Source organism: Lacimicrobium alkaliphilum, from assembly GCF_002591895.1.
Lineage (GTDB): Bacteria > Pseudomonadota > Gammaproteobacteria > Enterobacterales > Alteromonadaceae > Lacimicrobium > Lacimicrobium alkaliphilum.
In genome coordinates, this window is the sequence record NZ_NISX01000007.1 from 166,632 (window position 1) to 189,437 (window position 22,806).

At 50.9% G+C, this 22,806-nt stretch carries 20 protein-coding genes; 4 read left to right on the top strand and 16 right to left on the bottom strand.

The features are described from left to right. The first annotated feature begins 100 nt into the window (after nt 1-100). Entirely contained in the window at nt 101-1,186 is a 1,086-nt protein-coding gene (locus CDA54_RS08825) for a DUF2891 domain-containing protein (protein WP_099034631.1), read from the top strand. A 50-nt stretch (nt 1,187-1,236) separates the two neighbouring features. Here the strand turns inward: CDA54_RS08825 and CDA54_RS08830 are convergent, their stop codons facing one another. The 3 genes from CDA54_RS08830 to CDA54_RS08840 form a co-directional block, all read right to left on the bottom strand. Next, a complete protein-coding gene (locus CDA54_RS08830; RefSeq protein WP_099034632.1) occupies nt 1,237-2,148 on the bottom strand; it encodes a nucleotidyl transferase AbiEii/AbiGii toxin family protein in 912 nt (303 codons plus the stop codon). Further along, nucleotides 2,145-2,915: a type IV toxin-antitoxin system AbiEi family antitoxin gene (locus tag CDA54_RS08835; RefSeq protein ID WP_099034633.1), complete on the bottom strand. Its 771-nt coding sequence runs from the start codon at nt 2,913-2,915 to the stop codon at nt 2,145-2,147. The genes CDA54_RS08830 and CDA54_RS08835 overlap by 4 nt, the downstream gene beginning before the upstream one ends. A gap of 301 nt (nt 2,916-3,216) precedes the next feature. Next, a complete protein-coding gene (locus CDA54_RS08840; RefSeq protein ID WP_099034634.1) occupies nt 3,217-3,546 on the bottom strand; it encodes a hypothetical protein in 330 nt (109 codons plus the stop codon). A 219-nt stretch (nt 3,547-3,765) separates the two neighbouring features. Between CDA54_RS08840 and CDA54_RS08845 the strand changes: the two genes are divergently transcribed. After that, nucleotides 3,766-5,076, top strand: a complete 1,311-nt coding sequence (locus CDA54_RS08845) for a helix-turn-helix domain-containing protein (RefSeq protein WP_229748035.1) — start codon at nt 3,766-3,768, stop codon at nt 5,074-5,076. Between the two features lie 91 nt (nt 5,077-5,167). After that, nucleotides 5,168-6,061, top strand: coding sequence for a DUF2306 domain-containing protein (locus tag CDA54_RS08850; protein ID WP_229748036.1), 894 nt, complete (start codon nt 5,168-5,170; stop codon nt 6,059-6,061). Between the two features lie 86 nt (nt 6,062-6,147). On the opposite strand, the gene CDA54_RS08855 is transcribed toward CDA54_RS08850, so the two are convergent. The 8 genes from CDA54_RS08855 to CDA54_RS08890 form a co-directional block, all read right to left on the bottom strand. Beyond that, the gene (locus tag CDA54_RS08855; RefSeq protein ID WP_218962392.1) at nt 6,148-6,675 is read right to left on the bottom strand and encodes an NlpC/P60 family protein; all 528 of its coding nucleotides are present in this window, start codon (nt 6,673-6,675) and stop codon (nt 6,148-6,150) included. A 113-nt stretch (nt 6,676-6,788) separates the two neighbouring features. Beyond that, nucleotides 6,789-7,076 (bottom strand): LysR family transcriptional regulator, encoded by a 288-nt coding sequence (locus CDA54_RS08860; protein ID WP_099034636.1) that lies wholly within the window; start codon nt 7,074-7,076, stop codon nt 6,789-6,791. 143 nt (nt 7,077-7,219) lie between these two features. Then, nucleotides 7,220-7,591 (bottom strand): hypothetical protein, encoded by a 372-nt coding sequence (locus CDA54_RS19710; RefSeq protein WP_099034637.1) that lies wholly within the window; start codon nt 7,589-7,591, stop codon nt 7,220-7,222. Nucleotides 7,592-7,630: 39 nt separating this feature from the next. Continuing rightward, the gene (locus tag CDA54_RS19715) at nt 7,631-7,822 is read right to left on the bottom strand and encodes a C39 family peptidase (protein WP_099034638.1); all 192 of its coding nucleotides are present in this window, start codon (nt 7,820-7,822) and stop codon (nt 7,631-7,633) included. 1 nt (nt 7,823) lies between these two features. Continuing rightward, nucleotides 7,824-9,932 (bottom strand): M1 family aminopeptidase, encoded by a 2,109-nt coding sequence (locus CDA54_RS08875; protein WP_143452277.1) that lies wholly within the window; start codon nt 9,930-9,932, stop codon nt 7,824-7,826. A 4-nt stretch (nt 9,933-9,936) separates the two neighbouring features. After that, entirely contained in the window at nt 9,937-10,818 is an 882-nt protein-coding gene (locus CDA54_RS08880) for a hypothetical protein (RefSeq protein ID WP_099034640.1), read from the bottom strand. 13 nt (nt 10,819-10,831) lie between these two features. Then, the gene (locus CDA54_RS08885) at nt 10,832-11,986 is read right to left on the bottom strand and encodes an MFS transporter (RefSeq protein ID WP_099034641.1); all 1,155 of its coding nucleotides are present in this window, start codon (nt 11,984-11,986) and stop codon (nt 10,832-10,834) included. Between the two features lie 126 nt (nt 11,987-12,112). Further along, the gene (locus CDA54_RS08890; protein WP_099034642.1) at nt 12,113-14,599 is read right to left on the bottom strand and encodes a TonB-dependent receptor; all 2,487 of its coding nucleotides are present in this window, start codon (nt 14,597-14,599) and stop codon (nt 12,113-12,115) included. A gap of 155 nt (nt 14,600-14,754) precedes the next feature. Between CDA54_RS08890 and CDA54_RS08895 the strand changes: the two genes are divergently transcribed. Continuing rightward, the gene (locus tag CDA54_RS08895; protein ID WP_099034643.1) at nt 14,755-15,663 is read left to right on the top strand and encodes a LysR family transcriptional regulator; all 909 of its coding nucleotides are present in this window, start codon (nt 14,755-14,757) and stop codon (nt 15,661-15,663) included. 189 nt (nt 15,664-15,852) lie between these two features. Here CDA54_RS08895 and CDA54_RS08900 read toward each other — a convergent pair whose 3' ends face one another. The 5 genes from CDA54_RS08900 to CDA54_RS08920 all read right to left on the bottom strand — a co-directional run bounded on the left by CDA54_RS08900 (nt 15,853) and on the right by CDA54_RS08920 (nt 22,421). Further along, the gene (locus CDA54_RS08900) at nt 15,853-17,262 is read right to left on the bottom strand and encodes an amidase (RefSeq protein ID WP_099034644.1); all 1,410 of its coding nucleotides are present in this window, start codon (nt 17,260-17,262) and stop codon (nt 15,853-15,855) included. Nucleotides 17,263-17,396: 134 nt separating this feature from the next. Next, nucleotides 17,397-19,745, bottom strand: coding sequence for a DNA polymerase II (locus tag CDA54_RS08905; RefSeq protein ID WP_099034645.1), 2,349 nt, complete (start codon nt 19,743-19,745; stop codon nt 17,397-17,399). Nucleotides 19,746-20,049: 304 nt separating this feature from the next. Beyond that, on the bottom strand, nt 20,050-20,751 hold the full coding sequence (locus CDA54_RS08910) for a sulfite exporter TauE/SafE family protein (RefSeq protein ID WP_099034646.1): 702 nt from the start codon (nt 20,749-20,751) through the stop codon (nt 20,050-20,052). Between the two features lie 121 nt (nt 20,752-20,872). Further along, nucleotides 20,873-21,652 (bottom strand): SDR family NAD(P)-dependent oxidoreductase, encoded by a 780-nt coding sequence (locus CDA54_RS08915; protein WP_099034647.1) that lies wholly within the window; start codon nt 21,650-21,652, stop codon nt 20,873-20,875. A gap of 55 nt (nt 21,653-21,707) precedes the next feature. Further along, nucleotides 21,708-22,421, bottom strand: coding sequence for a FadR/GntR family transcriptional regulator (locus CDA54_RS08920; protein WP_099034648.1), 714 nt, complete (start codon nt 22,419-22,421; stop codon nt 21,708-21,710). Between the last annotated feature and the right edge of the window lie 385 nt (nt 22,422-22,806).

Below are 22,806 nucleotides of genomic sequence, written 5' to 3' on the forward strand. Positions count from 1 at the left end.
ATCTGCTGCTCCAGGCAGATCGCGACAAAGCATACAGGCGACAATTGAACAAATTTGTTTTAATCTTCACGCTATCGCTCTTTGTCCACAAGGCATGACTATGATGTTTCGCACACTTATCGGCACCGCCCTACTCCTTTTTATCAGCCTGAGCAGCCACTCAAACAGCTCACAAAGCAGCGCGGCTCATGCCCTTACCCTGACTGAGGCCAACAAGCTGGTTACCCTACCAATACATTGTGTTGAAACACCTTACCCTTATAAAACCGGTGTGGTACTGGGCAGCGCAGAAGATTTGCAAGAGCCTTTTGTGCATCATCCGATTTTTTACGGATGCTTTGACTGGCACAGCGCCGCACATGGTTACTGGTCGCTGGTAACCTTACTGCGCCAGTTTCCGGATTTAGAGCAGGCTGACCAGGTTAAAGCCGTACTCCAGCGTAATTTAACCGCCGACAAAGTGGCCGGTGAAGTGGCCTTTTTCAGTAAAGACATCAATGCCTCTTTCGAGCGCACTTATGGCTGGGCCTGGTTGCTGAAACTCTCCGATGAACTGCATACCTGGCAGGATCCCATGGCCCAGCAACTGGCGAATAACCTGCAGCCACTGGCCGATCTGATCGTTAAACGCTATCTGGATTTCCTGCCGCGACTGCTCTACCCCATCCGGGTGGGCGAGCACACCAATATCGCCTTCGGTTTAAGTTTTGCCTATGACTACGCGGTGAATCGCCAACATAGCGAACTGCAACAACTTATTGCCGGGCGGGCAAAGGCGTATTTTCTGGAAGATAAGAACTGCCCCATAAGCTGGGAGCCCAGCGGCTACGATTTTATCTCACCCTGCCTCGAAGAAGTGGGCCTGATGCAGCGCATTCTGCCTGAAGATCAGTTCCTGCCCTGGTTAGAGAGTTTTATGCCGCAACTGGCCGACCCGGACTATCAGTTAGCAGTAGGGAGCGTCAGCGACCGCACCGATGGCAAGCTGGTGCATCTGGATGGTTTAAATTTCAGCCGTGCATGGAATCTCTATGCCCTGGCAGGGCAGTATCCGAAGTATCACCATTTAAACGCGCTGGCGGATAAACATATGGCCCATTCCTACCCCAACCTGATAGGCGACAGCTATGAAGGCAGCCACTGGCTGGGCAGCTTTGCTATTCATGCCTTAAACAGCGCCAGATAATAGCGCTGTTTAAGGCAGCGCTGACCGCCAACGGGCCCCGGGCCAGTTGGCTAAAGATCAGATCGTTTTAACTGCACCTGCAATGCCTCAACATGAGCGTGATAGTCGTCTGGCCGTGATTTTTTAAACTTCTCCAGATTTATCAACTTCCATTTCACCGATGGATAATGCGAAAAGTCATATATCGACCAGTTCGGCACCAGCCGGTTTACACTCAGCAGAAACTCCCTATCTGTATCATTCAGGCTTCCATTGACGAGCCGAATAAGCTGACTTCTGGCCGCCTCCATGTCCTCATAGGTAAAGGGCCGATCTGACATGCCGTTAAACTGATTGTCAAAAGCCACGCGTTGGTCAATATGGTTGGGGTTGAGCATCTCATGGGTTGGACGGTTGCTACAGATAAGGGCATAGATAACCCCTTCTTTTATCTCAGTTGAATAGCTGTGCTCTTGAAGCAGTAAGTGAACATCGAACAGGTCTCTGGGGTGCTGCCTGTCCAATGCCGCACAAATCTTACCCCCGTATAGCTGGGATAAGGGAACAACCTGTATATCGCAGAATGCATCAAAGTATTCCTGTGCAGCGTCACACAATGGCTGCACTGGGGCAGTACTCCCAAGCACGCCCCGGCCAATCATATTGACTTCGATTTTGACCTGCACATCGCCTTCTTCAACCATAAGTTTGCAAACGTCCGTTTTGTGCGTGATCCTAATCGTTGGCCTCAAAGCAGTGATGTTGGCCTGTACTCTGGCAAGGGAATCGTTGATTGCGCTGATGCTTTCGTCCCTGTCCTGAATGGGTATATGGGTCAAGTCGATATCCACGGATAACCTTGGCATATCCAGCACAAATAAATTGATGGCTGTACCACCGTGTAGTGCGAAGCACTTTTCCTTCGCCACTTCGGGAATCACGTTTAGTAGCAGATTCACCTGCCGTAGATATTGCTCTCTCATGTATGTGCTTCCAGTGCCTTCGGGACAGTGATCTGATATTTAGGGATATACACACCATCAGGCACTATCTGGCGTTTACCTTTGCCTAAATCGATGGAATCCAGGTTGAGATAGTTAACCCAACTGTGTCCGGCTTTTTCGGCCATGTACAGAAACAAGCGTTTCACTTTCACAGAGGTACAGGCTTCCAGTAGCGTCTGTACAGACTTAGGGCGTAGGTTGTTTAACCCTTCCATCAACTCAAACACTTCCAGTAGTGGCTGGCTTTCCGGTGCCAGATACAAGCACTCCATTACCGCTCTGGCAGGACTTGATAGCTTTATCTGAAAGTCTTTGTAGCTGTATTCCGTCAGACCCAGCTCTGCTGGCAGGAATGAGGATGACTGGTATTCGACATGCAGTTTCCAGTCATGCTTTTTAAACCACGATGGGAGTTGCTCCGACTGTGCGCCAAAGAGCTGGCAACGTTGCATGGATAGCTCTAGATAATGTGATTTGCCCAGCAGCGACAGCGCCGTTTTAGCCCCCGGATGTATGGACAGACCTAGCTGGGTTTGCAGGGTATAGATACCCCCTAGCTCATCAACGGCATCGCCGCTTCTGACCAATGCACCTCTTTCAAGCTGGGTAAACCAATTGCTTTTACGGTAGCGCTTTTGCAGCTCAGGGCTATAGCCTTGCTCTGTCAGCCACGCAGAGGTCAGTACAACGCCACGTGGCGTTGTTGACATCAACTGGTTTATTTTACTTCTATTTTCGGTACTCATAGTACCAACTTATCACTATTTTTAAACTACGCCAATAAATCAGTTTATATTATTTAATATAGTGGTACTTATAGTACCCATATAAAAACAATTATAAACCAAATGTGTTGTTAAGAGTTCGGCTTATTTATTAACCAAGGTCGGATTCTGTATTAACGGCGCTGCACAACAATGCCCGCCCGGCTGGTCATCGGTGATCGCTTCTACCGGTAAGGAATGCTCACCCTGCTGGTAAGGATTGCCCGATCAGACATAAAAAACGCCAGAAACAAAAGGCGTTTTTTCAAACAAGAGGCCGGTATCAGTCTTTATTCTTCTTCTCTTTCCGAGCTTTGATTTTGATGACCGGGCTGGTGTCGTCTCGGGACAGGCATTCTTTGTCGTGGCCATTTTTGAAGGTGAGTTCTACCGGCTGGCTTTGCTGTTTGGCCCGTTGGGCGATGGCCATTTTGGTGGGCAGGTCGTCATCACCGACAAAGCCCAGCACCTGCCAGTTCTGGCCTTCCAACTGGATAAAGGTCTTCTCTTCGGTGGGATACAACATCTGCACCTTGGCATCCGGGCATTTGACGTTAGCCTGGGCCAAAGTGCTGGCCAGTAACAGCAACAGCCCTGTTATTATTCTTTGCATCTTTATCCCTTTAAGCTATTGATTAGTAGTTATTTTTTCTTGTTTTTGCACGATGCAAGACTTGACCCCGTGTCCAGAAAATTGCTGTTAACTTCTGCTAAAAAGCCAGGAAAGCGCCAGAAAACGCAATGCAAAGACAAAAAGGAAGGCCTGCCCACATTTGAACGTTATGTCGGTGTGTGACACGGCATAACCGGTCTCAGCGTTGGTTCAGCGCCAATGTCTTTAACAATTGGCGGTGGGCAAACGCTTCACTGGCGTATAGAATTGCCGCCGATAGCAGATAGCCCATTGCAACCCCTCTCGGGGCAAGACTATGTGATTGTAAGCAGACGTTTTATCAGTCGTCCAAACTCAGCTTCGCAACAGGAAAATGACATGACAGTGGATGTAGTGCCAACGGTAATTTACTCAAGCATGATGGGGGTCGTTGCCCTGGCGATTATACAAGCCTGCAACAAGCCTAAACATAAGCAGACGTATTATCTGTTGGGTCTGTTAGTGCTGATGCTAACCCATATTATTGGCGAGCTTTACATTTACTCTGGCGCCTATCAATACGCACCGGCTATTGCGGGGTTTCAGCTCCCGCTGAGAATGTTGTTGGGGCCGGCTCTCTACTTTTACGCTTATATGGCCATGTCGTCAGACAGCACACTGTCGGTTAAAAGCTATTCCATGGCCTTGCTCGGCCCGATGGTAGTGATTGTTGCCATGATACCTTTTATGTTTATGATCAGTGGTGAGCAAAAACTGGCATTGGCAAATCCGGCAACCCGGGACCCGGAACTGTGGAAAATCGCACAATTCACCTGCCTGTTTACCGCTATCACGTTTATCGCTTTTACTTTCGCTTACCTGACGGCAACACTGCGGTTGCACGCCCAACACCGTCGACAGTTGATGGATAAGTTCTCGGCCATTGAGCATCGCTCCATGGACTGGCTGCGCGTGGTGTTAATCTTATGGGGGCTGGTCTGGTTTATTTACACCGTCAACTACGCAGCCACCTTTTTAGGGGTTAACTGGTTTGTTCTCGATGCCTTTTTACCTGTGTTCGAATTGTCCGTTTTGCTGTCGTTTACCTACCTTGCACTCAATCAGTCGACATTGAGCAGTACCGAGAAAGACAATAGCAAAGAGACGCAAAAAAGACGTGCCTTACTGCCAAAAGACACAATGCGACAGATTGCGGCTCAGTTAACCGTCGCAATGTCAGAAAAAACCTTGTTTAAAGATGAAGATTTATCCCTGAATCGATTAGCAACAGAAATATCGGTCAGCGAAAACTACATTTCAGAAACCCTGTCACAAGAACTCAATACTAACTTTTTCCAGTTTGTTAATTCCTTTCGCATTAATGAGGCGAAAAAGCTACTGACCGATACGAATCTGCCGGTGACCACCATTGTTTATGAAGTGGGGTATAAATCAAAATCGACCTTTAACGCCGCCTTCAAAAAAATTGAGGGCGTGACGCCATCGGCGTATCGAGCATCACATTTGCTCGAAATTCAGCCAGAAAGCTGAACAATTTGGTCCGAATGGGCACATTCGGACGTCATCCACACCTGTTTTCTCGAAAATTGCACTATATCGTCAATGCAAAGAGAGAATAGTTTTGGAAACGACATCAGTAAATACTTCAGTATCCAATGCGAAAAATACCCCGGTTCAACCTGCCAGGTATTCAGCGCAGGCAAAGGCTGTTTTAGCAAAAAATGTATTAAAATACGCCGCGACGTTTTGGTTCATCAGCATCATGCTCGGCCAGTGGTTGTTCTTCTACTACATTATGTCGTTCTACGGCTTTTCGGTGATCAACGACAACATGGAAATTTGGAACCGCTGGGAACCCTTAGGCAGCAAGCCCTATGACGCCAATGATTCGACAGGTAATCTGTTTTTCGCCGCCCATGCGATTGGTGCGGGTATCGTCGCGTTTGGCGGCGCACTGCAATTAATTCCCAAATTGCGCACCGTCGCACCAAGGTTCCACAAGATAAATGGCTATGTTTATTTGCTAACCGTTTTTTGTCTGGCCATGTCAGGCTTTTATCTGTCATGGGTCAGAGGCACCAGCCCGGATACATTGTCTGCCATAGGCACCAGTATTAATGGGTTTCTTATCCTCGGGTTTGCCTACTTGACGGTGAAAACGGCAAGAAACAAACAACTTGCCAGTCACAGAAAATGGGCAATACGGCTGTTCCTGGTATCGAATGCACAATGGTTTCTTCGGGTTGGTGTGTTCAGCTATATGGTCACAGGGACAGTTGCAGGCGCTAATCCGGCCTTTGGCGATCCCTTTTTCCCAATCTGGACATTTGCATGCTTTTTGTTGCCACTGGCATCGGCACAGCTTTATTTTTACGCTTCTGAAAAAGGAAGTAACAGACTCAAGCTGCTTACCGGTGGCGTACTATGCGGGCTGACTTTGATGATGCTGATTGGCGTAATGGGCCTGACCCCATTTTTGATCAAAATCATAAACGGCGAGGCCATTGTCTTTTAAATCAGCTGTAAGTTACTCTGGATTGCAACGGACTGTTCAAATGGGGAAATCCCGCTGGCACTACCTTACTGGATCTTAAACGGCCGCTACTGACACCACTTTTGATCCAGACGGATTGCGCCGTTAAAAGACCTGGCCGGTATGGGTTGAATCAGCACCTCGCCCTTGTTGGAGGTCATGCGGTGAATATACTCCCCCTCACCGGTGGCAATACCCACATGGGTGATCACACCTTCAGCCCAGTTGCCGTAGGTGTTTTGCAGAAACACCAGATCACCGGGCTGTAACGCCTCGATACTATCAATACGCTGGCCGAATTCTTCACTGGCCAGCGAATCGGCGTGTTCTGGCAATAATTGGTCGCCCTTACCAAGCAAGTGTTTGTCCCAGGGCTGTTGCGTTTCAAGGGTTGCAAACTGGTCTCCACAGGCAGCTTTGAGCACTTCGCGGGTCCAGTTCATGCATTGCTCTGCTTCACCTACCCTGTAACTCTGTTTTTGCCATTTAAGACTGTGTTGATAGATTTGCTGGCCTGGTTGTGCCGCCATGGTGGTAGCAGGCATTAACAGCAGAATAAGCCCCAGGCTAAATATTGCAGGTCTGGTTAACAACATCAGTGGTATTCCTCACGTCAACGAGTCAGACCACTATGCGCAGAAATATATTGAAGTAAAAATGAATACCCATCGTCTGATACGATGATATCGGGTGCAGTCAGAGGCTGTACTTAGCCACACTGGCTGCTGTCGGCATGCAGGGAGGACACCCGGATTTGCAGTTTGCGGTGTGCATGCAGTACCGATTTGATCTCTTTTTGCAATGAGCTGCCTTCTGCGGTCAGCACAGGATCCCGGCGGCTGCGGTCAAACAGGTTCAGACCAGTTTTATCTTCCAGTTTGTGAATCAGGCCACTTACCGATGACTGAGCCTTACCTAATCGACGCGCTGCACCGGAAAAACTACCGGTTTCCACGGCCGCCATAAAAGCTTCCAACTGTTCGATTGACAAGGCCATAGCGCTTCCCTAATAAAATGAGCAAGAATAATTAGTAAATTATAACAGGAATATTGGAATATTTTATTACAATATGTATCTGCACAAAAGTGCTATCAGATGATTTGTGCGGAATCAGAGTTAAACTGCAGAGATAGAAAAGATTATCGGGACGTCACCGATGCTCTCTCCGGCAAGTAAATATGCAGCCAGAGATCATCGCCGCTGCCATTGTCATTGATAGCATATTCGAATGCCGCCTTTGGGTAGCGAATATTTCTGCCACTGACACGGGTATCGTAGCTACCCCACTTTTTCAGGTTCCACTGTCCATAAGGGTCATGCACAGTATAGTATTCACCGTCATATCCAGTGACCACCAGGATATGTCCGGGTGGCGTAAACCAGCCATGCACTATGGTGGGCTGGCCGATACGGGCCTGCTCCTGTAACTGCGCGATGGTGCCCCGGGTTAGTGCCAGATCGCGTAAATTGCTACCCGCCTCTTTTGCCAGAGTATTAAAACCTTCAGCCAAATCAGCCACCTGCTGCAGTAAACCAAACCGCTGATACAGTTAATCCGGTGTGCGCTGGCCGAGTTGCTCAGGATCAGTCAGATCAAAATAATCACTGATCATAGCCAATGAAGTGATGCTACAGGTCGAATCAGGCTTGTGCAGATTATCAAGCTGGGAATAGTAAGGCACCTGCGCCTGGCTGAGGGGTGTCAGTAACATAGCTGCGATAAGCGTAAATGCCCGAAACATACTAAAACTCCGGTTGAGTAAGCCGATGACCGGTGCGCTTTGCATCGCCAATCTGCATCAGTGGATCCAGTTGCAGCAGACTCACTGCCTGGTCGGGTGCAAGGGATAATAAGATTTCAACCTGCTCGGGATTTTGCCGCCATATATCCACACTCAGCAGATGAGACTCTGCCGTGCCATCGGCATAGTGAAGCTGCAGCGGTACCGGCATGGGTATGCTGCCTTTGTTGCGCAGCGTTACGCGCAGCTGTGGCTGTTCCACGGCCGCGGTCTGAGCATCGAGTCTGGCATAGGTCTGATCATCCATCAGCGAGTGGCGATCCAGCAACCCCGGATTACGCTGTTCAAAAGCAGCCCCCTCTTGACTGTTGCGGCTACGGGTCAGGCTGGGAGCAGAAGGATAGTGTCGCAGGTAAGCGAGTTTCTGCTCGTTGCTCCAGTGCTGTGGCAAAATCAGCTGTGCGCCCCCGAGTTCTATATCCACATAACCACGTTGCATAAACCAGCCGCGCCAGAACCAGTCCAGCTGCTCGCCACTCTGGTGATGTACAAAACGAATAAAATCAGCAAAACCGGCATGCCTGCCACGCCATGCCTGGAAAAAGTCCGCCATAATAGTATCGAACTGCTGCCTGCCCAGCAGGGTCTCCCGCAGGATATTCAGTGCCACTGCCGGAACATGGTAGTGAGAGTCCAGCTTGCTGCTGACCTCCTCGGCAAAGGTCACCGGAGGTAAATAGTCAGTGGCGCTCATCACTGCACCGACCTTGGCGGGCTCGCCGTAAAAGCTCTGAAAGTTCTCACTCCAGCGCTGCTCCAGCCAGAATGCCAGATAGCTGGTAATACCTTCATCGAAAAAGCCTTCGGCCCGCTCGTCCGTATTTACCGTCATCGGCATCCAGGCATGGGCAATCTCATGTAAAATGCCACCTATCACGTCATATTTCTGGGTGCGGCTGTATTCGGGCGCCGGGCCGCCGATATCCGCATCCGGGCCGCGAAAGCCCACCAGCTTAAGACCCGGGTATTCCATCCCCAGCCCGGCAATATTGACCAGATGAATACTCATTGCCGCCGGTTTGCTAAGCCATTCAGACAGTTCATCTATGGCGAATACACCGGCTTCGAGAGCGTATTTATGCCACAGCCAGCGTCCGTTATCGGAGTATACCGCAGTGATCAGTATATCCCCCTGGCTGTGTTTCACCTTGCGGGCCTGCCAGATAACATCCCTTACCGCTACAAAGGTAAAGTCACGTAATTGCTCACCCTTAAATCGCCAGGGTTGCTGATTATTAATCGGCCAGGGCTGCGCAGGCCTCAGCAATGTGGTGGGAGAATCGGCGCTAACCTGCCGGTAGCGTTTAAATACAGATTCAGGCAGATTCTGCCCGGCGCTTTGCCAGTCACCACTGCCCAGCAACAGATACTGAGGCGGGGCATCAATGGTCACCGAAAAATCGGCCATCTCCAGGCTGAACTCGGCATTTTTAACAAAAGGCCGTAAATTCCATCCTTGCGGGCCGTAACGCATCGCTCTGGGGTACCACTGAGCGAAGGCCAGCAGGCGATTCTCTCCGTTAATTTGCTCATAACCACTGCGTGGCACCAGTGGATGAGAGCGGGAAACCAGCTTAAGATCCCAGTCAAAATGCAGCTGTACCTGCTGTCCAGGTTTTAGTGGCTCATCCAGCGTTACCGCCACCAGCGTATCCTGCCACCCTGTTCTCAATGGCTGTTTTGCTGAGTCGGTCACCCGTAAGCGTGTTGTACCGCCGGCTTCACTGGCCCCGGCCTGATACTTTTCTCTGGCCAGACTACCTTGAGCAAAACGCTGCTGCGGTAGCTCAAACCAGAGTGTTTTCAGGGTATCCGGTGACTGATTGCGATAATTCAGTACGGCAGTGGCTGCCAGACTGGCCTTGTCTGTATTCACCCTGGCATCAATCTTATAGCTAAGCTGTTGTTGCCAGTAAGACTCTGACGGCGTGCCCGCCGGGGAGCTGATTTCAGTCAGTGGCAACTCAAGGGGAGCAAAAGGGTCATCCGATTCAGCCTGCGCAGATGCGGCTATCAGCAACATCGCCGATACCCTGTAAAACCTGCGCATAAGGTCAGAATCCCTCACAGTCATCCAACTCATACCCTTGCTGGCAGGCCCACTGCACCATGGCCTCTGTTATGGCATCAAATAGCGGCGCCGCCCACTGTCGCCCCTGCTCCATAGAGCCGGCTTTTTCAACAATATCAATGGCGCGGCTGACTTCCAAAATCGACACCGTCGCACCGTATTCAGCAGCTCGTTCGATCAGCGGGTGCCAGGCCGCAGAAGAGCCCTCTTCATCTGAGTGACCACCACGGACCCTGGCGCCACGATTCCCCAGCCCCACCTGAGCATAAAAAGGGGCAATATGCTGCTGAATCAGCGCTTCCCAGTCTCGGTTGCGCTCATTGGTACCTGTCACCAGCATCTGCGCACCGGGCAGGGGGTTTTGCTGATTGGCAATATGGGCATCGGCGGTCAGCAACAGAGTCTGTACATGCTGATTGCCCTTATGCACCCCGGCGATAAAATGCTCAAACCCCTGATAACCATTCAGATCCTCACCATACATCTGAATACTGGGCGTCAGTACAAAAAAGCCTTTGTCGGTCAGCCGCCGTGCCATTTCCTGCTGGGTAATCTGGTTCCACAGTTTGCCGATACTGCGGCCTTTGACGGTGGCACCGGGCATCATTTTACCGGGCTGGGTATACTGCTGGGGCAAAATCGCAATGGGGCGACGGGTGTCGATGCGGATAGCCGCCACATCGGCGTGGGTCCAGTTTTCGCCGGTATAGTTAAAGCGTACCTGATACAACCCTTCACCGGCCTCAAAAGTATAATCTTTTCCATCGTCGATGATCTGCGCGGTGACCCGCTTATCAGGCTCCGGCACCTGCTGGCAGGACGCCAGCAACACTACAAGCATCAACAGGCACGCACGTAACAGCATTGATTTCCCCTTTTTATTTAGAGCGGGTGCGATTATTGGCCAGATGCAGCAGCATTACACTGAGCACAATGGCCACCGCCCCTAACCACAGAACATGGATAACGCCAAAGTGGCTGACCACGGCCGCTGCCACCGGCGGGCCTATTACCAGCCCCACTTTGAAGGCGGTCACACAAAAGACGATCAGGCGGCCACTCTTGTCAGCGTCGCTGAAAATGCCCATCATAATGGGAATAATAAAGCTCCAGAAAATCTGATACACCACGGTGGCCAGTGCATAGATCAGCCAGATATGGGGTTGTGCCATCAGGTACAGCGCCAGCAAACAGCCAAGCTGCAACACCGCCGTCAGCCACAGGGAAAAATTACGCCCCATCATGGCCACGAATTTCGCCGCCAGCACCGAACCACAGGCGCTGATGGCAAAGCCCCAGCCTAGAATTGCACCCACTTCTGCCACACTTAAACCGGCGGCCACGCCGATACGCTCAAGATAGGCCCAGACCGTACCCTGAGCGAAGTAGTAGGCCACCACCCCCAGAAATACAAACAATACCGGCAGGTAAATCCGGCCAAAGGGCGGCAGACTCTGAGTTTTTTTGTTTTCATCAGCAGGGCTGCTGATACTGACCAGTGTCAGAGCCAGTAACAGAAACAGATTAAAAAACTGAAACAGGCCCTGATAGCCCCAGACACTGGTGATATGAGGCAACACCCAGAATCCCACGGTGCCAAACACCACCTGCACGGTCACCATGGCACCGAAGGCCTTATCGGGATTGGTTCTGTCGCCCAGCGCTGCCAGGGCAATGGAATAGCCGATACCACAGCCTATCCCGGCCAGAAAGCGCACCAGCAACAGTGCCGGAAATAAGCTGGTAAACAGGGTCAGCAGATTCATACCAATAAACAGCAACAGGCTTATCTGCATCCAGCGCTGCCAGTGGCAGCGCCTGACCCAGAAAAATGCCGACATGCTGGAAAGCAGAATACCGGCCACATCGGCGGCAGTCAGAAAACCCACCTGTTGTTGGCTAAATGCGCCGCTGTCACTAAAGGCCCCCACCACCAATGGCATCAGGATGGTGACGGCCGCCCCCATCATCGCGACCATTAATATACCGGCGTAAGCCACCCGCGACATGGCTGGCGTTATGGAGTCTGACATGCTCTGTGACAACAAGCTGTTTTCCTTATCTGGATATCGGTTACCATGCCAGTGACCTCTGACTCTTACCCTCAACAGTCACTGGCATGGTGCTCCAGGCGCAGGCCTGAGCCTGCGCCGGTTTAATTAATAGTAGGTGTAAGAGAAGTTCACACCAACCGTACGGGGGCGTACGAAAATGGTCCGCCAGCCCTGCCCCAGGTCAGTCTGACCCGAGGTTTCTGCACGCTTGTCGGTGAGGTTGTTTACCCATAGCGACACTTTCCAGTCATCCCGGCCATAGCTGACGCTGGCATTGTAGAGGGTATATGACTTGCGGGTATAGACATCCGCATCCGGAAAGTCCTGGCGGTCACTGGGTGTTTCACCCACATAACGACCATCAAGATTAGCGGTCATATAACCATTTTCCAGCTCAGTCTCATAACTGACGCCAAAGTTGTGCCGCCATTCGGGCGCTCCACCAAGCTGACCACCTTTTTCCCAGGTGCGGCACTGCAGGTCGGCATCCGGCGCGCTGGCCACAGGCTCAAAGATACAGGCCTCACCGGTCTCCGCCCATTCAGCATCAACGGTGGCCGTGGCATAACGCAGGGTAATATCATCAGTCAGACGGTATCTGGAACTGAATTCAAAGCCTTGTGTCTCGGCCGATGGCCCATTGGTGGTGCCGTTAAGAGGGAACACACCATCAAGGATCTGTGAGAAGTAAGTCTGCACATTGTTCCACTCAATGCGGTAGATATTGGCCTGCATATACAGGTCGCGGTCAAGCAAAAAGCCCTTGATACCCAGCTCATAGTTATCCGTTGAGTCCGGCTCGTAATTCTGCGCCTCATCAGAAACCTCCAGTGTCGCCTCATCACCGTTCTGGTCGGTTATGGTGATATTTTTAAAGCCGTTGGTGCCGCCACGACGGAAGCCCTGAGAGAATGTGGCGTAGGCCAGCAAATCATCGGTCATCTGATAGGCGGCATTAAACTTAAAGAAAGACTCACCGTTCTCTTTATTGCGCGAGGTAGAGCGACTGTTGGTCAGGCCGGTATAGTCCACAATCAGGGGGTCATTCTGATCATCATAATTAAAGATACGGGCACCAAAGGTCAGATCCAGCTTGTCGGTCGCTGCATAGGTCAGCTCACCAAATAATGCCGTTTCCTGATACTGGTTGTGGAAATTCTCATGGTAACCCTCGTCCACTGAGCCCGGGCGGGTGTCGCCATACCAGGCCTGACGGTCAAAACCATAAAAATCTGCGGTAGCCTGATCGAAGCCGGGATAGAACTCGGAGAAGATCAGGCGCCGCTCCGTGTCGGTATGATACAAGCCGACAATCCAGCTTAAGGGGCCATCGCCTGTAGAGGTCAGGCGGGTTTCATGGTTCAGACCTTTGTAGGTATTGTCATAGGTGATATAGGCCGACTCATTGGTATCATCCAGTCCCAGTCCAGGAACCCAGCCGTAATAGACCAGACCGTAACCCAGATAATCTGCCTGTCCTTCGCGGCTGTCTTTAAAGTAGGAGGTGCTGCTGTGCAGGGTGGCAAAATCCAGCTCCCAGTTAAAATCAATGGAATCCAGGGTCAGCTCGCGATCTGAAAACTCTTCATAGGTCGCCACTATGGTATGGTCGTTCACCTGGAACGGCGTATTGTAACGGCTGTATTTGTTGTCACAGGCGTCGCCTTCCAGGCCTTCCTGCTCACAGGCGTAGTCCACTGTTTCCCGGCTGGCGCCACTGGTACCGTGGGCCAGTTGATCCTGCTGCACATGAGACAGGGTCACACTGAACTCATCGACAGGCTGCCACAACAGGGCGATCTTACCGCCGGTGGTTTCTTCCCAGTCATCATCCTCATACCGCTCTTTATTCGGATTGGGGTTGGGAATACGTTTTTGCTCGTCGGTAAAATAGGTGGGGCTGGTAATACGGTCGGTATAACCGGCATCATCCAGATGGGCAATGGAGGCCCTGACGGCCACCGTATCGCTCAGTGGGACATTAAATACCACATCCGTATCATGACTCAGACCACCATCCTTAACCTGATAGATGCTGGTATTGGCGTCAAAACTGAACTCCACCAGATCAGGCTGGTTGGTAATATAACGTATAGTACCACCGAGGCTGCCACCGCCATACAATGTACCCTGGGGGCCGAGCAGCTTTTCAACCCGGTTAACATCTTTAATCCGATAACCGATGTTTGGCAATGGGGTATCGTCGAGGTAGTAAGCCACTGTAGTACGGGTAAACTGTTCGAGGTTATTGGCATTAACCGGAGAAACATTCAGGCCACGAACCGTTACCGATTCCGCCAGACGGTTGCTGTTACCCGGTGAGCTGATTTCAACGGAGTCTGCGATCAGCGCTTTAATATCGGTTATATTTTTACGACGCAGTTCCGCTGCACCTACCGCAGTAATGTTCATCGGAATTTCGTTGGCGGTTGCCATACGGCCACTACCGGAAACCTGGATGATTTCAATATCCTGCTCTTTAAGTTTATTTTCCCGCTCTTCGCTTTCGTTATTTTCCTGCGCAAAAGCGGTGCCTGATAGCAATATTCCTGAAATCATCAGGGCCAGCGGTGTTTTTCTGTGTGTCTGCATGGTCTTTTCCTCAACAACAGTGTTGGTTTAATAATAAATTCACCTGATACTTATTTTTTTATGGCAAATTATTCGTTAATGAGTTGTTACCATGCAGGATTATCAATTATGATGATTAAAGAAAGTTATTTACCATAGGTTGGTGCGATACATAGATGGAACTCTCACTGGAACAACTACAGGCATTTATCGCCACCGTCGAGACTGGCAGCTTTTCGGCGGCCGCCCGAAGGTTGGGTAAAGCTCAGTCATCCATTAGTGGTCTGATCAGTAATCTGGAAATTGATGCCGGGTTTTCGCTCTTCGATCGCTCCTCTAAGATCCCCAAGCTGACGCCCGAGGGGCTGGCGCTGATGAACGATGTGAAATCTGTTCTGAAAAGTCACCGCAACCTGCGTCATCGTATCGATAACATCATGGACAGTGTCGAAAGCGAAATCAGCCTGGCCTATGACAATATGGCCATCCCTGACGGCGTGATGCTGGGACTGGCGTCAGAATTTGAACAACAGTTTCCACTCACCTCGTTGATGCTGCTGGAGGCCACCCATAAGCGGGCCTATCAGCTCATCGAACAGAATAAGGTCAATCTGGCGGTGGTGATCAGTCAGGATGATTATCCCGAACAGTTTGCCTTTCGCGGTATTTGCCACGTGCACTATTGCACTGTGGCCGGCGCCAAACACCCGCTGGCAAAACTGGACAAAGTGGCACCGCAGGATCTGGCTCAGTATCGGCATCTGCGTATTACCGACACCCAGACCGGCTTTCGTCGCTTTGATTCGGATCTGACCAGTAATATCTGGTACTCCAACTCACCCACCACCATGATGGAAATGCTGCGTCAGGGTCTGGGATGGGCAGAAATGCCTTTGCATGCAGTAGAGTCTCAGCTACTCAATGGCAGCATCGTGCGTCTGCCAACCAGCCATCAGGAAGTGACCTTTCCCCACTGTGTGGATTTGATCTGGCAGATTGAAGGCGCCATGGGTCAGTGCCTGCAATGGTTACTTGAGCGTATCACCAATAAAGCCAAGGCGCTGAATCAGCGCCCGGCGTTGTAACTCCGGTTCTCTGTAGCCTGAATAGAGCGAAGCGGAATCCGGGGGCCGTACCGTTATTTTCAGCGCAGAATCGCCGGGATCGCAACGACCCGGATAGGTTATTCCCTTTGGCTCTTTACGAAAAAATACCGGGCAGCGAACTGCCCGGTGAACTGATCCAGGGACACAACACCCCGGCACGGGAAAGGCTTAATTACTGTTAAAGGAGGGGTCTGGAAGCTTCGGATGCAACTGGTTCAAGAGCCTCGCCAGCGTGAAAATTTCCTGTTCTTTATAGGGATGGCCGACGATCTGCAATGAGCTGGGTACGCCGTTGGCACAGACACCATTGGGCATAGATAATACAGGACACTGACCGAGCGTATTAAAGGGGTAGGTCATAAACCAGCCCTTATTAGCATCCACAGACCTGCCGCCAACACTGATCTTATCGCAGCTGTAGTCGAATTCTGCCGCTACATTGGTGGTGGCCAGTGTAGGGCAAAGTAACAGATCATAATCTTTAAACACCGATGCCAGCGCGTCCCACATTCTGCAAACATGCAGATTGGCCTCGAAGATATCCTCAACACTGAGTTCAGCCACTTTATCCAGATACCAGCGCAGGTAAGAAGTCATTTTCGGGCGGTTTTGTGCAGTATCCAGGTTTTTCCTTAGAAACATCCCCATCAACGCCCGCTGGTGCACCTTAGCGGTTTGTATTACCTGTTCATCCCAGTCCAGCTCCACCAGCTCTACCGCAACACCCGCCTGTTCCAGCAATTTTGCACTGTGGAGCAGATTGGCACGGATATCCTCTTCTACTGCGTAAAAACCCAGTTCTGGCGATATCGCCACCTTCAGAGAAGTCAGTGGCCGGTTATCCGGCAACGCATCGGGTACAAAAGAATGGGAGTCTCCCCATTGGCTGCCGCGAATAAAAGGATAGAGGTATTCCAGATCGGCCAGCTCACGGGTCAGTAAACCATGATGGCAGTAGGGATCAATATTAAAAGGCGCAATCTCAGCCACCTTTCCATGGGGCGGCTTGTAACCAAACAGGCCACAAAATGCGGCAGGAATACGCAGCGATCCACCAATATCGGTGCCATTGGCAAAACTGGCCATGCCCGAGGCCACCGCGATTGCCGACCCGCCTGATGAGCCACCGCAGGTGATGGCCGTATTCCAGGGATTGCGACTGACCCCCCAGATATCTGACCAGGTCACCGCAGCAGTGGAACATTCGGGCGTGGTGGTGCGGCCGTGAACAATGGCACCATTATCCATCAGCACCTGTGGCACAGGATCGGTCGTGGTGGCAACTGCGTCGGCCAGACAATAGCTGCCATTGGTGGTTATCTGGCCCTTTATATAGGTTTCATCCTTGATCGCTGCCGCCAGCCCGCTCAGCGGCTGGTAGTCACCGCGCTGATAAAGCTGCTCTGCAGCCTTGGCCTGCGCCAGTGCCTGTTCAGGAAACTGAAAAGCAAAGGCGTTCACCGACGAATTAACCTCGCGGATGCGCTGCTGATAGCTGTGCATAAGCTCCGGTGGGGAAAGTTTTTTTTCCCGCATGCTGTTCAGCAGTTCGGTAACACTGAGCTGATAGGGCTGCACACTTTCCCCCGTGAATAAGCTAAAGACCTATTATTAACGGCTATGGCCGATAAATTAAATTAATTACCATAGCTTCAACCTATTAAAACTGAAATCTGAGGGATAGCTCCGTCAGAGATTTGATTTATCAGGGTTCAGCCAAACAAGCCCATCTGCTGGCTGACCAGGGTATCAAAATCTTCGCCGACAAAGGGTAATATGCCTTCAGCCACGGGACGGATCTGACGCTCAATATAATGCTCGTAATCCAGTGGCGCATTCTGATATTCCACTGGTTGCGGCCCGTTAAGCGTAATCACATAGTGGATCCAGCCCTTGTGCTGATAGCGCAGCGGCTTGCCCAGTGTCTTATTCTGCTCATCTGCCAGCCGTGCGGCGCGCACATGGGGCGGAATATTCTTAACATAAGAGGTCAGGGGTTTACGTAGTCTTTTGCGATAAACCAGTTGCTCATCAAGCTCACCGGCTTTTACCTGTTCAATAAGCTCCCGAACAAAGGCCAGTACATCTTTGTCGGCAAACACCATTTCATACAACCGGGTCTGAAAATGTTTCGCCAGTGCGGTCCAGTCTGAACGCACTGACTCCAGGCCTTTAAAGACCAGTTTATCGCCCTTATCGGTGGCTTTAAGGCCTGCGTAGCGTTTTTTACTGCCCTGCTCAGAACCCCGGATAGTGGGCATAACAAAACGTTTGAAGTGACTCTCAAATTCAATTTCCAGAAAACACTCCAGATCCAGCTCTTCACGCAGCTTTCGCTGCCAGCGCTGATTGATCAGTTGCTCCAGTTGCCTGCCCTGTTCGGCGGCCTGCTGGTCAGTAGTGTCATCACCGAGCCACACAAAGGTGGAGTCGGTGTCGCCATAAATAACCTGGTGACCCTGCTCTTCTATCCAGCGCGCGGTGGTCTGCATAATGTCGTGGCCACGCAGGGTAATAGAGCTGGCCAGACGGGTATCATAAAACCGGCAGCCACCTGAGCCCAGTACGCCGTAAAAAGAGTTCATCAGGATCTTAATCGCCTGAGATCGGGCCGCGTCCTGCTGTTGTTTGGCTTCGTCCCGCTGCGCCCACAGGCTGGCAATAATCTCCGGTAAAAAATGCCGGGTACGATGAAACACGGCACCACGAAAACCGGGTATGGCCTTATCGGGCTCCAGTAACCCTTCTGTTAACCCCATTGGATCGATCTTGAAAGTGCGGATAATCGAGGGGTACAGGCTCTTAAAATCCAGTACCAGAACCTGTTTATATAACCCCGGGTGCGACTCCATCACATAGCCACCAGGGCTGGCCAGGCCGCCGCCGGCGGGTAAATTCGGGGCAATATAGCCGGCACGATGTAAACGGGGCAGATACAGATTCGTAAAGGCGGCTACCGAACCGCCGCTACGATCCAGCTCCAGGCCGGTGAGGCGGCTGCGCAGAGTCAGAAAATCCAGCAGTCGGGTATGGCTGAAAATCTCCTCCACCAGCACACAGTCCTGCAGATTATATTCTGCCAGTTTGACCTTATTGTGCTGAAAATCATGCTCTATTGCGGCCAGACGATTGTCCACATCTTCTGTGGCCTTGCCTTTGCCTAACAGTTGTTGGCTAACATGTTCGAGACTAAAGCTGTCAAACTGATAGGTGGCGGTCTTCAGACCATCAATGCCGTCTATCACCACTCTTCCGGGCACCGTCACAAAGCCCTGATTGGTCTCCCGGCCATCACGCCAGCTTGCAGCGCTGTTGCCACGGCCGAGCGACAGGGGCAACCTCAGACGAGCCGCCCTTTCAATCAGTAACTTAAAATCAAAATTCACCAGATTCCAGCCGATAAAAAGATCCGGGTCATAGTCCTCTACGTTTGTGATCAGCGCCTGCAATAAGGCTTTCTCGTCGGCGACCCAGTGGATCCACTCAGGTCCGGATTGTACCGCTCCTATCATGATCACCAACCGATAATCAGGGGCAGACAAACCTACCGAAAACAACTGCCCCTGAGCACTGCATTCGATATCCAGCGACAAGTACCGAAACTGTGGTTGATAATCGGCGCGTTTAACTCTGGCGTGCTCCACCAGAACATAGTCAGGGTACTGCCTGGTATTGCCGCTGAAACACAAGCTGCCACAAATAAAGCGCTCCATCAGATAGCGGTCAGCCAGACGAATATCATCTTCATAACAGACAACACCCTGTCCTTTGAGCAGATCTCTTGCCTGATACGTCTGAGCGGGATTATCAAAATACAACGCACTAATGGGTTGCTGAGCAAATGTTTTCAGATTCAGGTCATTAATGCTGTGTTCAACACGGGCGTCACTGAGCATTCTGACCACGCTGCTACGTTGCTCCTGCCGGATAAAAAAACAACTTTTTTGAGGTTCAGTGATCAGCTTAACCGGGCCATCGACCGTGTTAAGCCATAACATCAGGCTGGTTTTGCCGTCGGTTTCAACGATTTGGCGGGTAAGAACGAAGCCCTGTTGCGGCATGGGTATTAATATTCAAAGACAAAACGCTGACGACATCATATCAACTCAGGCCATCAATTGCTTACTTTACCAGACGGTGTAACGCGGGCTTAAGCCGCGCTATTGATTTCACAGGTCACTTCAAACAGACACCCCGCCCTAAATGTTTCGTAACACTGCTTTTTAGTTAAAGCTGGCGGGCGCCGGTCTCAAATAACCGTTCAGGCATTGCGCCGGAAAAAGTGAGGCTTGTAACAAGCGGCACCGACATCATCCGGCAGCCATGCTGGCAACTGTCAATGTGCCGCTGAACATACCAACCGGCTTACATTACTATGGACAGAATGCCGGCACACAAAGCCACCAGCAAAATCATATAGCGAACGTGATACGCGTTGATCCGTTTGCTCAGATACCAGGACAGGGCCAGGCCGGCAAGCAAGGCCGGGATTGATTGTAAGAACAGCAATAAATCGCTGTACCCTGCAATATTGGTGAGCCATAACAGACAAATACCAAATAGGTTGATATAGAGGAAAAACACACTCAGGTTAGCTTTGATTTCACTATGCTCAGCGTCCTGATACAACAATCCCATGGGTGCCCCCCCAGCAGAGGTGGTCGTTCCCATAAATCCGGAGAGGGCGCCAGCAACGAGGTTAGTACGCCGGTTAATAGCAGGCCGTACGCCCAACAAAGACAACAGCACGGCCAGAATAATTAGTACCCCAAATAACAGCGGATAATGTTCGGTATCCAGCCACCACATCAATACGCCTGCGGCTGACACCCCAATGGTACCGCCAACAATGGCAAAGCCGGTCAATCGGGTATCGATTGCTTCCCGATTGGTAATAGATATGAGCAGGGTCAGTAACAGTGCATTAAGAATCATCGGTGCCGGCACATACTCGGGGGCGATTAAAAACAGCAATGGCGCACAAAACAGCCCGAGGCCGAAACCCAGTAAACCTTGCAGGCAGGCGCCGCATAACAGCACCAGATTAATAAGCAGCAAATCTGACAATCAGCGCCCCGGTATCCTGAAAACAATCACTATAAAATTACTATTATAATATAAAATACAAAATTAAAAATCCACACTAACCTGCTGTCAGGTTATATGTGCGATTGCTGACACACATCAATCAGACCCATCCCCCGTCAACAATAATACTTTGCGACGTCAGCATGTTGCTGTCGTCCGCAGCAAGAAAGAGGGCGGTATTGACAATGTCATCAGGCACCAGCGTCTTCTTGATACACTGATGATGATGGATGTCTTTGACCGTATCGGCATCCAGCCACCGCGTGAGCTGACGTTCTGTCATCACCCAACCCGGGATCAGACTGTTGACCCTGATATTATCTTCACCGTGACGGCCGGCCAGCGTGCGGGTCAGGCCTTCTATCGCGGCCTTAGCGGTAGTGTAAGCTGGCATACATCCCTGTTTAAGACGCCAGCTGATCGAACCAAGGTTAATGATACTGCCCCCACCAAGCCGCTGCATCTGCGGGATCACGGCCTGCGCAGCAAAGAAACAGGGGCGCAGGTTTACTGCCATGCGATCGTCCCAGTATTCAACGCTCAGCGTTTCAAGGTCATGACGGGTATCATCGGCAGCATTGTTGATCAGTACGCCGATATCGCCCTGCTCCCTGTAAATCTCTTCGATACAATCAACCAGACTGGCGATATTGCGAATATCGCAGGGGATAAAAACGGGGGTATGCGCCACCTTCCCGGCAAGCTTTTCACACAGACTCTGGCTGGGAGGTTCGGCAATATCCACAAAGGAGACCTGCGCACCTTGCTGGCTGAAGCGCTCCACCATATGGGCACCGATACCGGTGCCGCCACCGGTGATAAAAACCCGCTTATCCTTCAGACTGGGATAACGGGCAACGGAATCTGAAATTTGCAACATATTGCTTCCAACAAACAGAGATGTGTGATGAAAAACTCACCAAACAAAAGTGCAGTCAACTCTTACGCTGAATTTCCTGTTCGATAAAGCTCATGGCCTCATCAATCAGATAGGTCATCATATTCTTAGCCCGCTCGGGCTGACGATTGCGAATGGCGGTATAGATCTTCCCATGATCCTCGGCCACACTCATATCATTACCCTTGGCTGGCGTAGTGTGCTGAATACTTACATCCAGGGCCGTACTGATAAACTCCCGCAACTGAAAGAAAAAACGGTTGCCACTGGCGTAAAGAATACTGGTGTGAAAACGCAAATCTGCGTCATGCATACTGGCCTGGGGGTCCGCTGCCGTCGTTTTCATATCATTGAGGGCATGTTCTATCTGGTCGATATCTTCATCCTTGCCGAATTCGGCGGCCAGCGCTGCCGCCTGGGGTTCAATAGCCAGGCGCATTTGCAGAAACTCACGCAGCACGTGTAATGAGGGGCTGCTGCTCAACAACCACTTCAGTACGCTGGTGTCGTATAAATTCCAGTTGGAAGGTTTTTCAACCCTGATTCCCTGGCGGGGTCTGGAGGAAATCAACCCCTTGGCAGCCAGCATCTTAACCGCTTCGCGAATAGCGGTACGGCTAATGCCATACTCGTCACATAGTTGGGCCTCGGTGGGTAATCCCGACTCAATGCTGTACTCACCGGAAACGATTGCACGCCCCAGTTCATTAGTCACCCGCTGAGAGAGGTTAAGATTTTCAATACGTGCCATGATAAGTTCCTAGGGCTTGTTTATCTTTTATATTCACCTCTGTTGAGGCAAAAAGTGTTTCAATCAAGGCGCAAGCGGCGTGGTTCAATCACCTAAACGAGCCGCGATTAACATAGAGTGAAGCATTTTTAGCCTCAACCCGCAGGGCTGGGTCATTTTTCCACCCAGCGGTGCTATATCCTCTACTGCACCGCATACCACCAGCAAAGCTGTTCAAATAGGTTCCCGATTTATTTGTCAGCCGCTTATTCAGCGCCCGCTAAGTTTACTCCTTCTGCCTTGCCGGATGAAAAAAGACCTCCAGCAGAGTGCGTCTATGAAAGATAAACCGGCCCTGATAGGTATCTTATTATACTAACATAACTTTTTAGTATGTCTTTAGCCT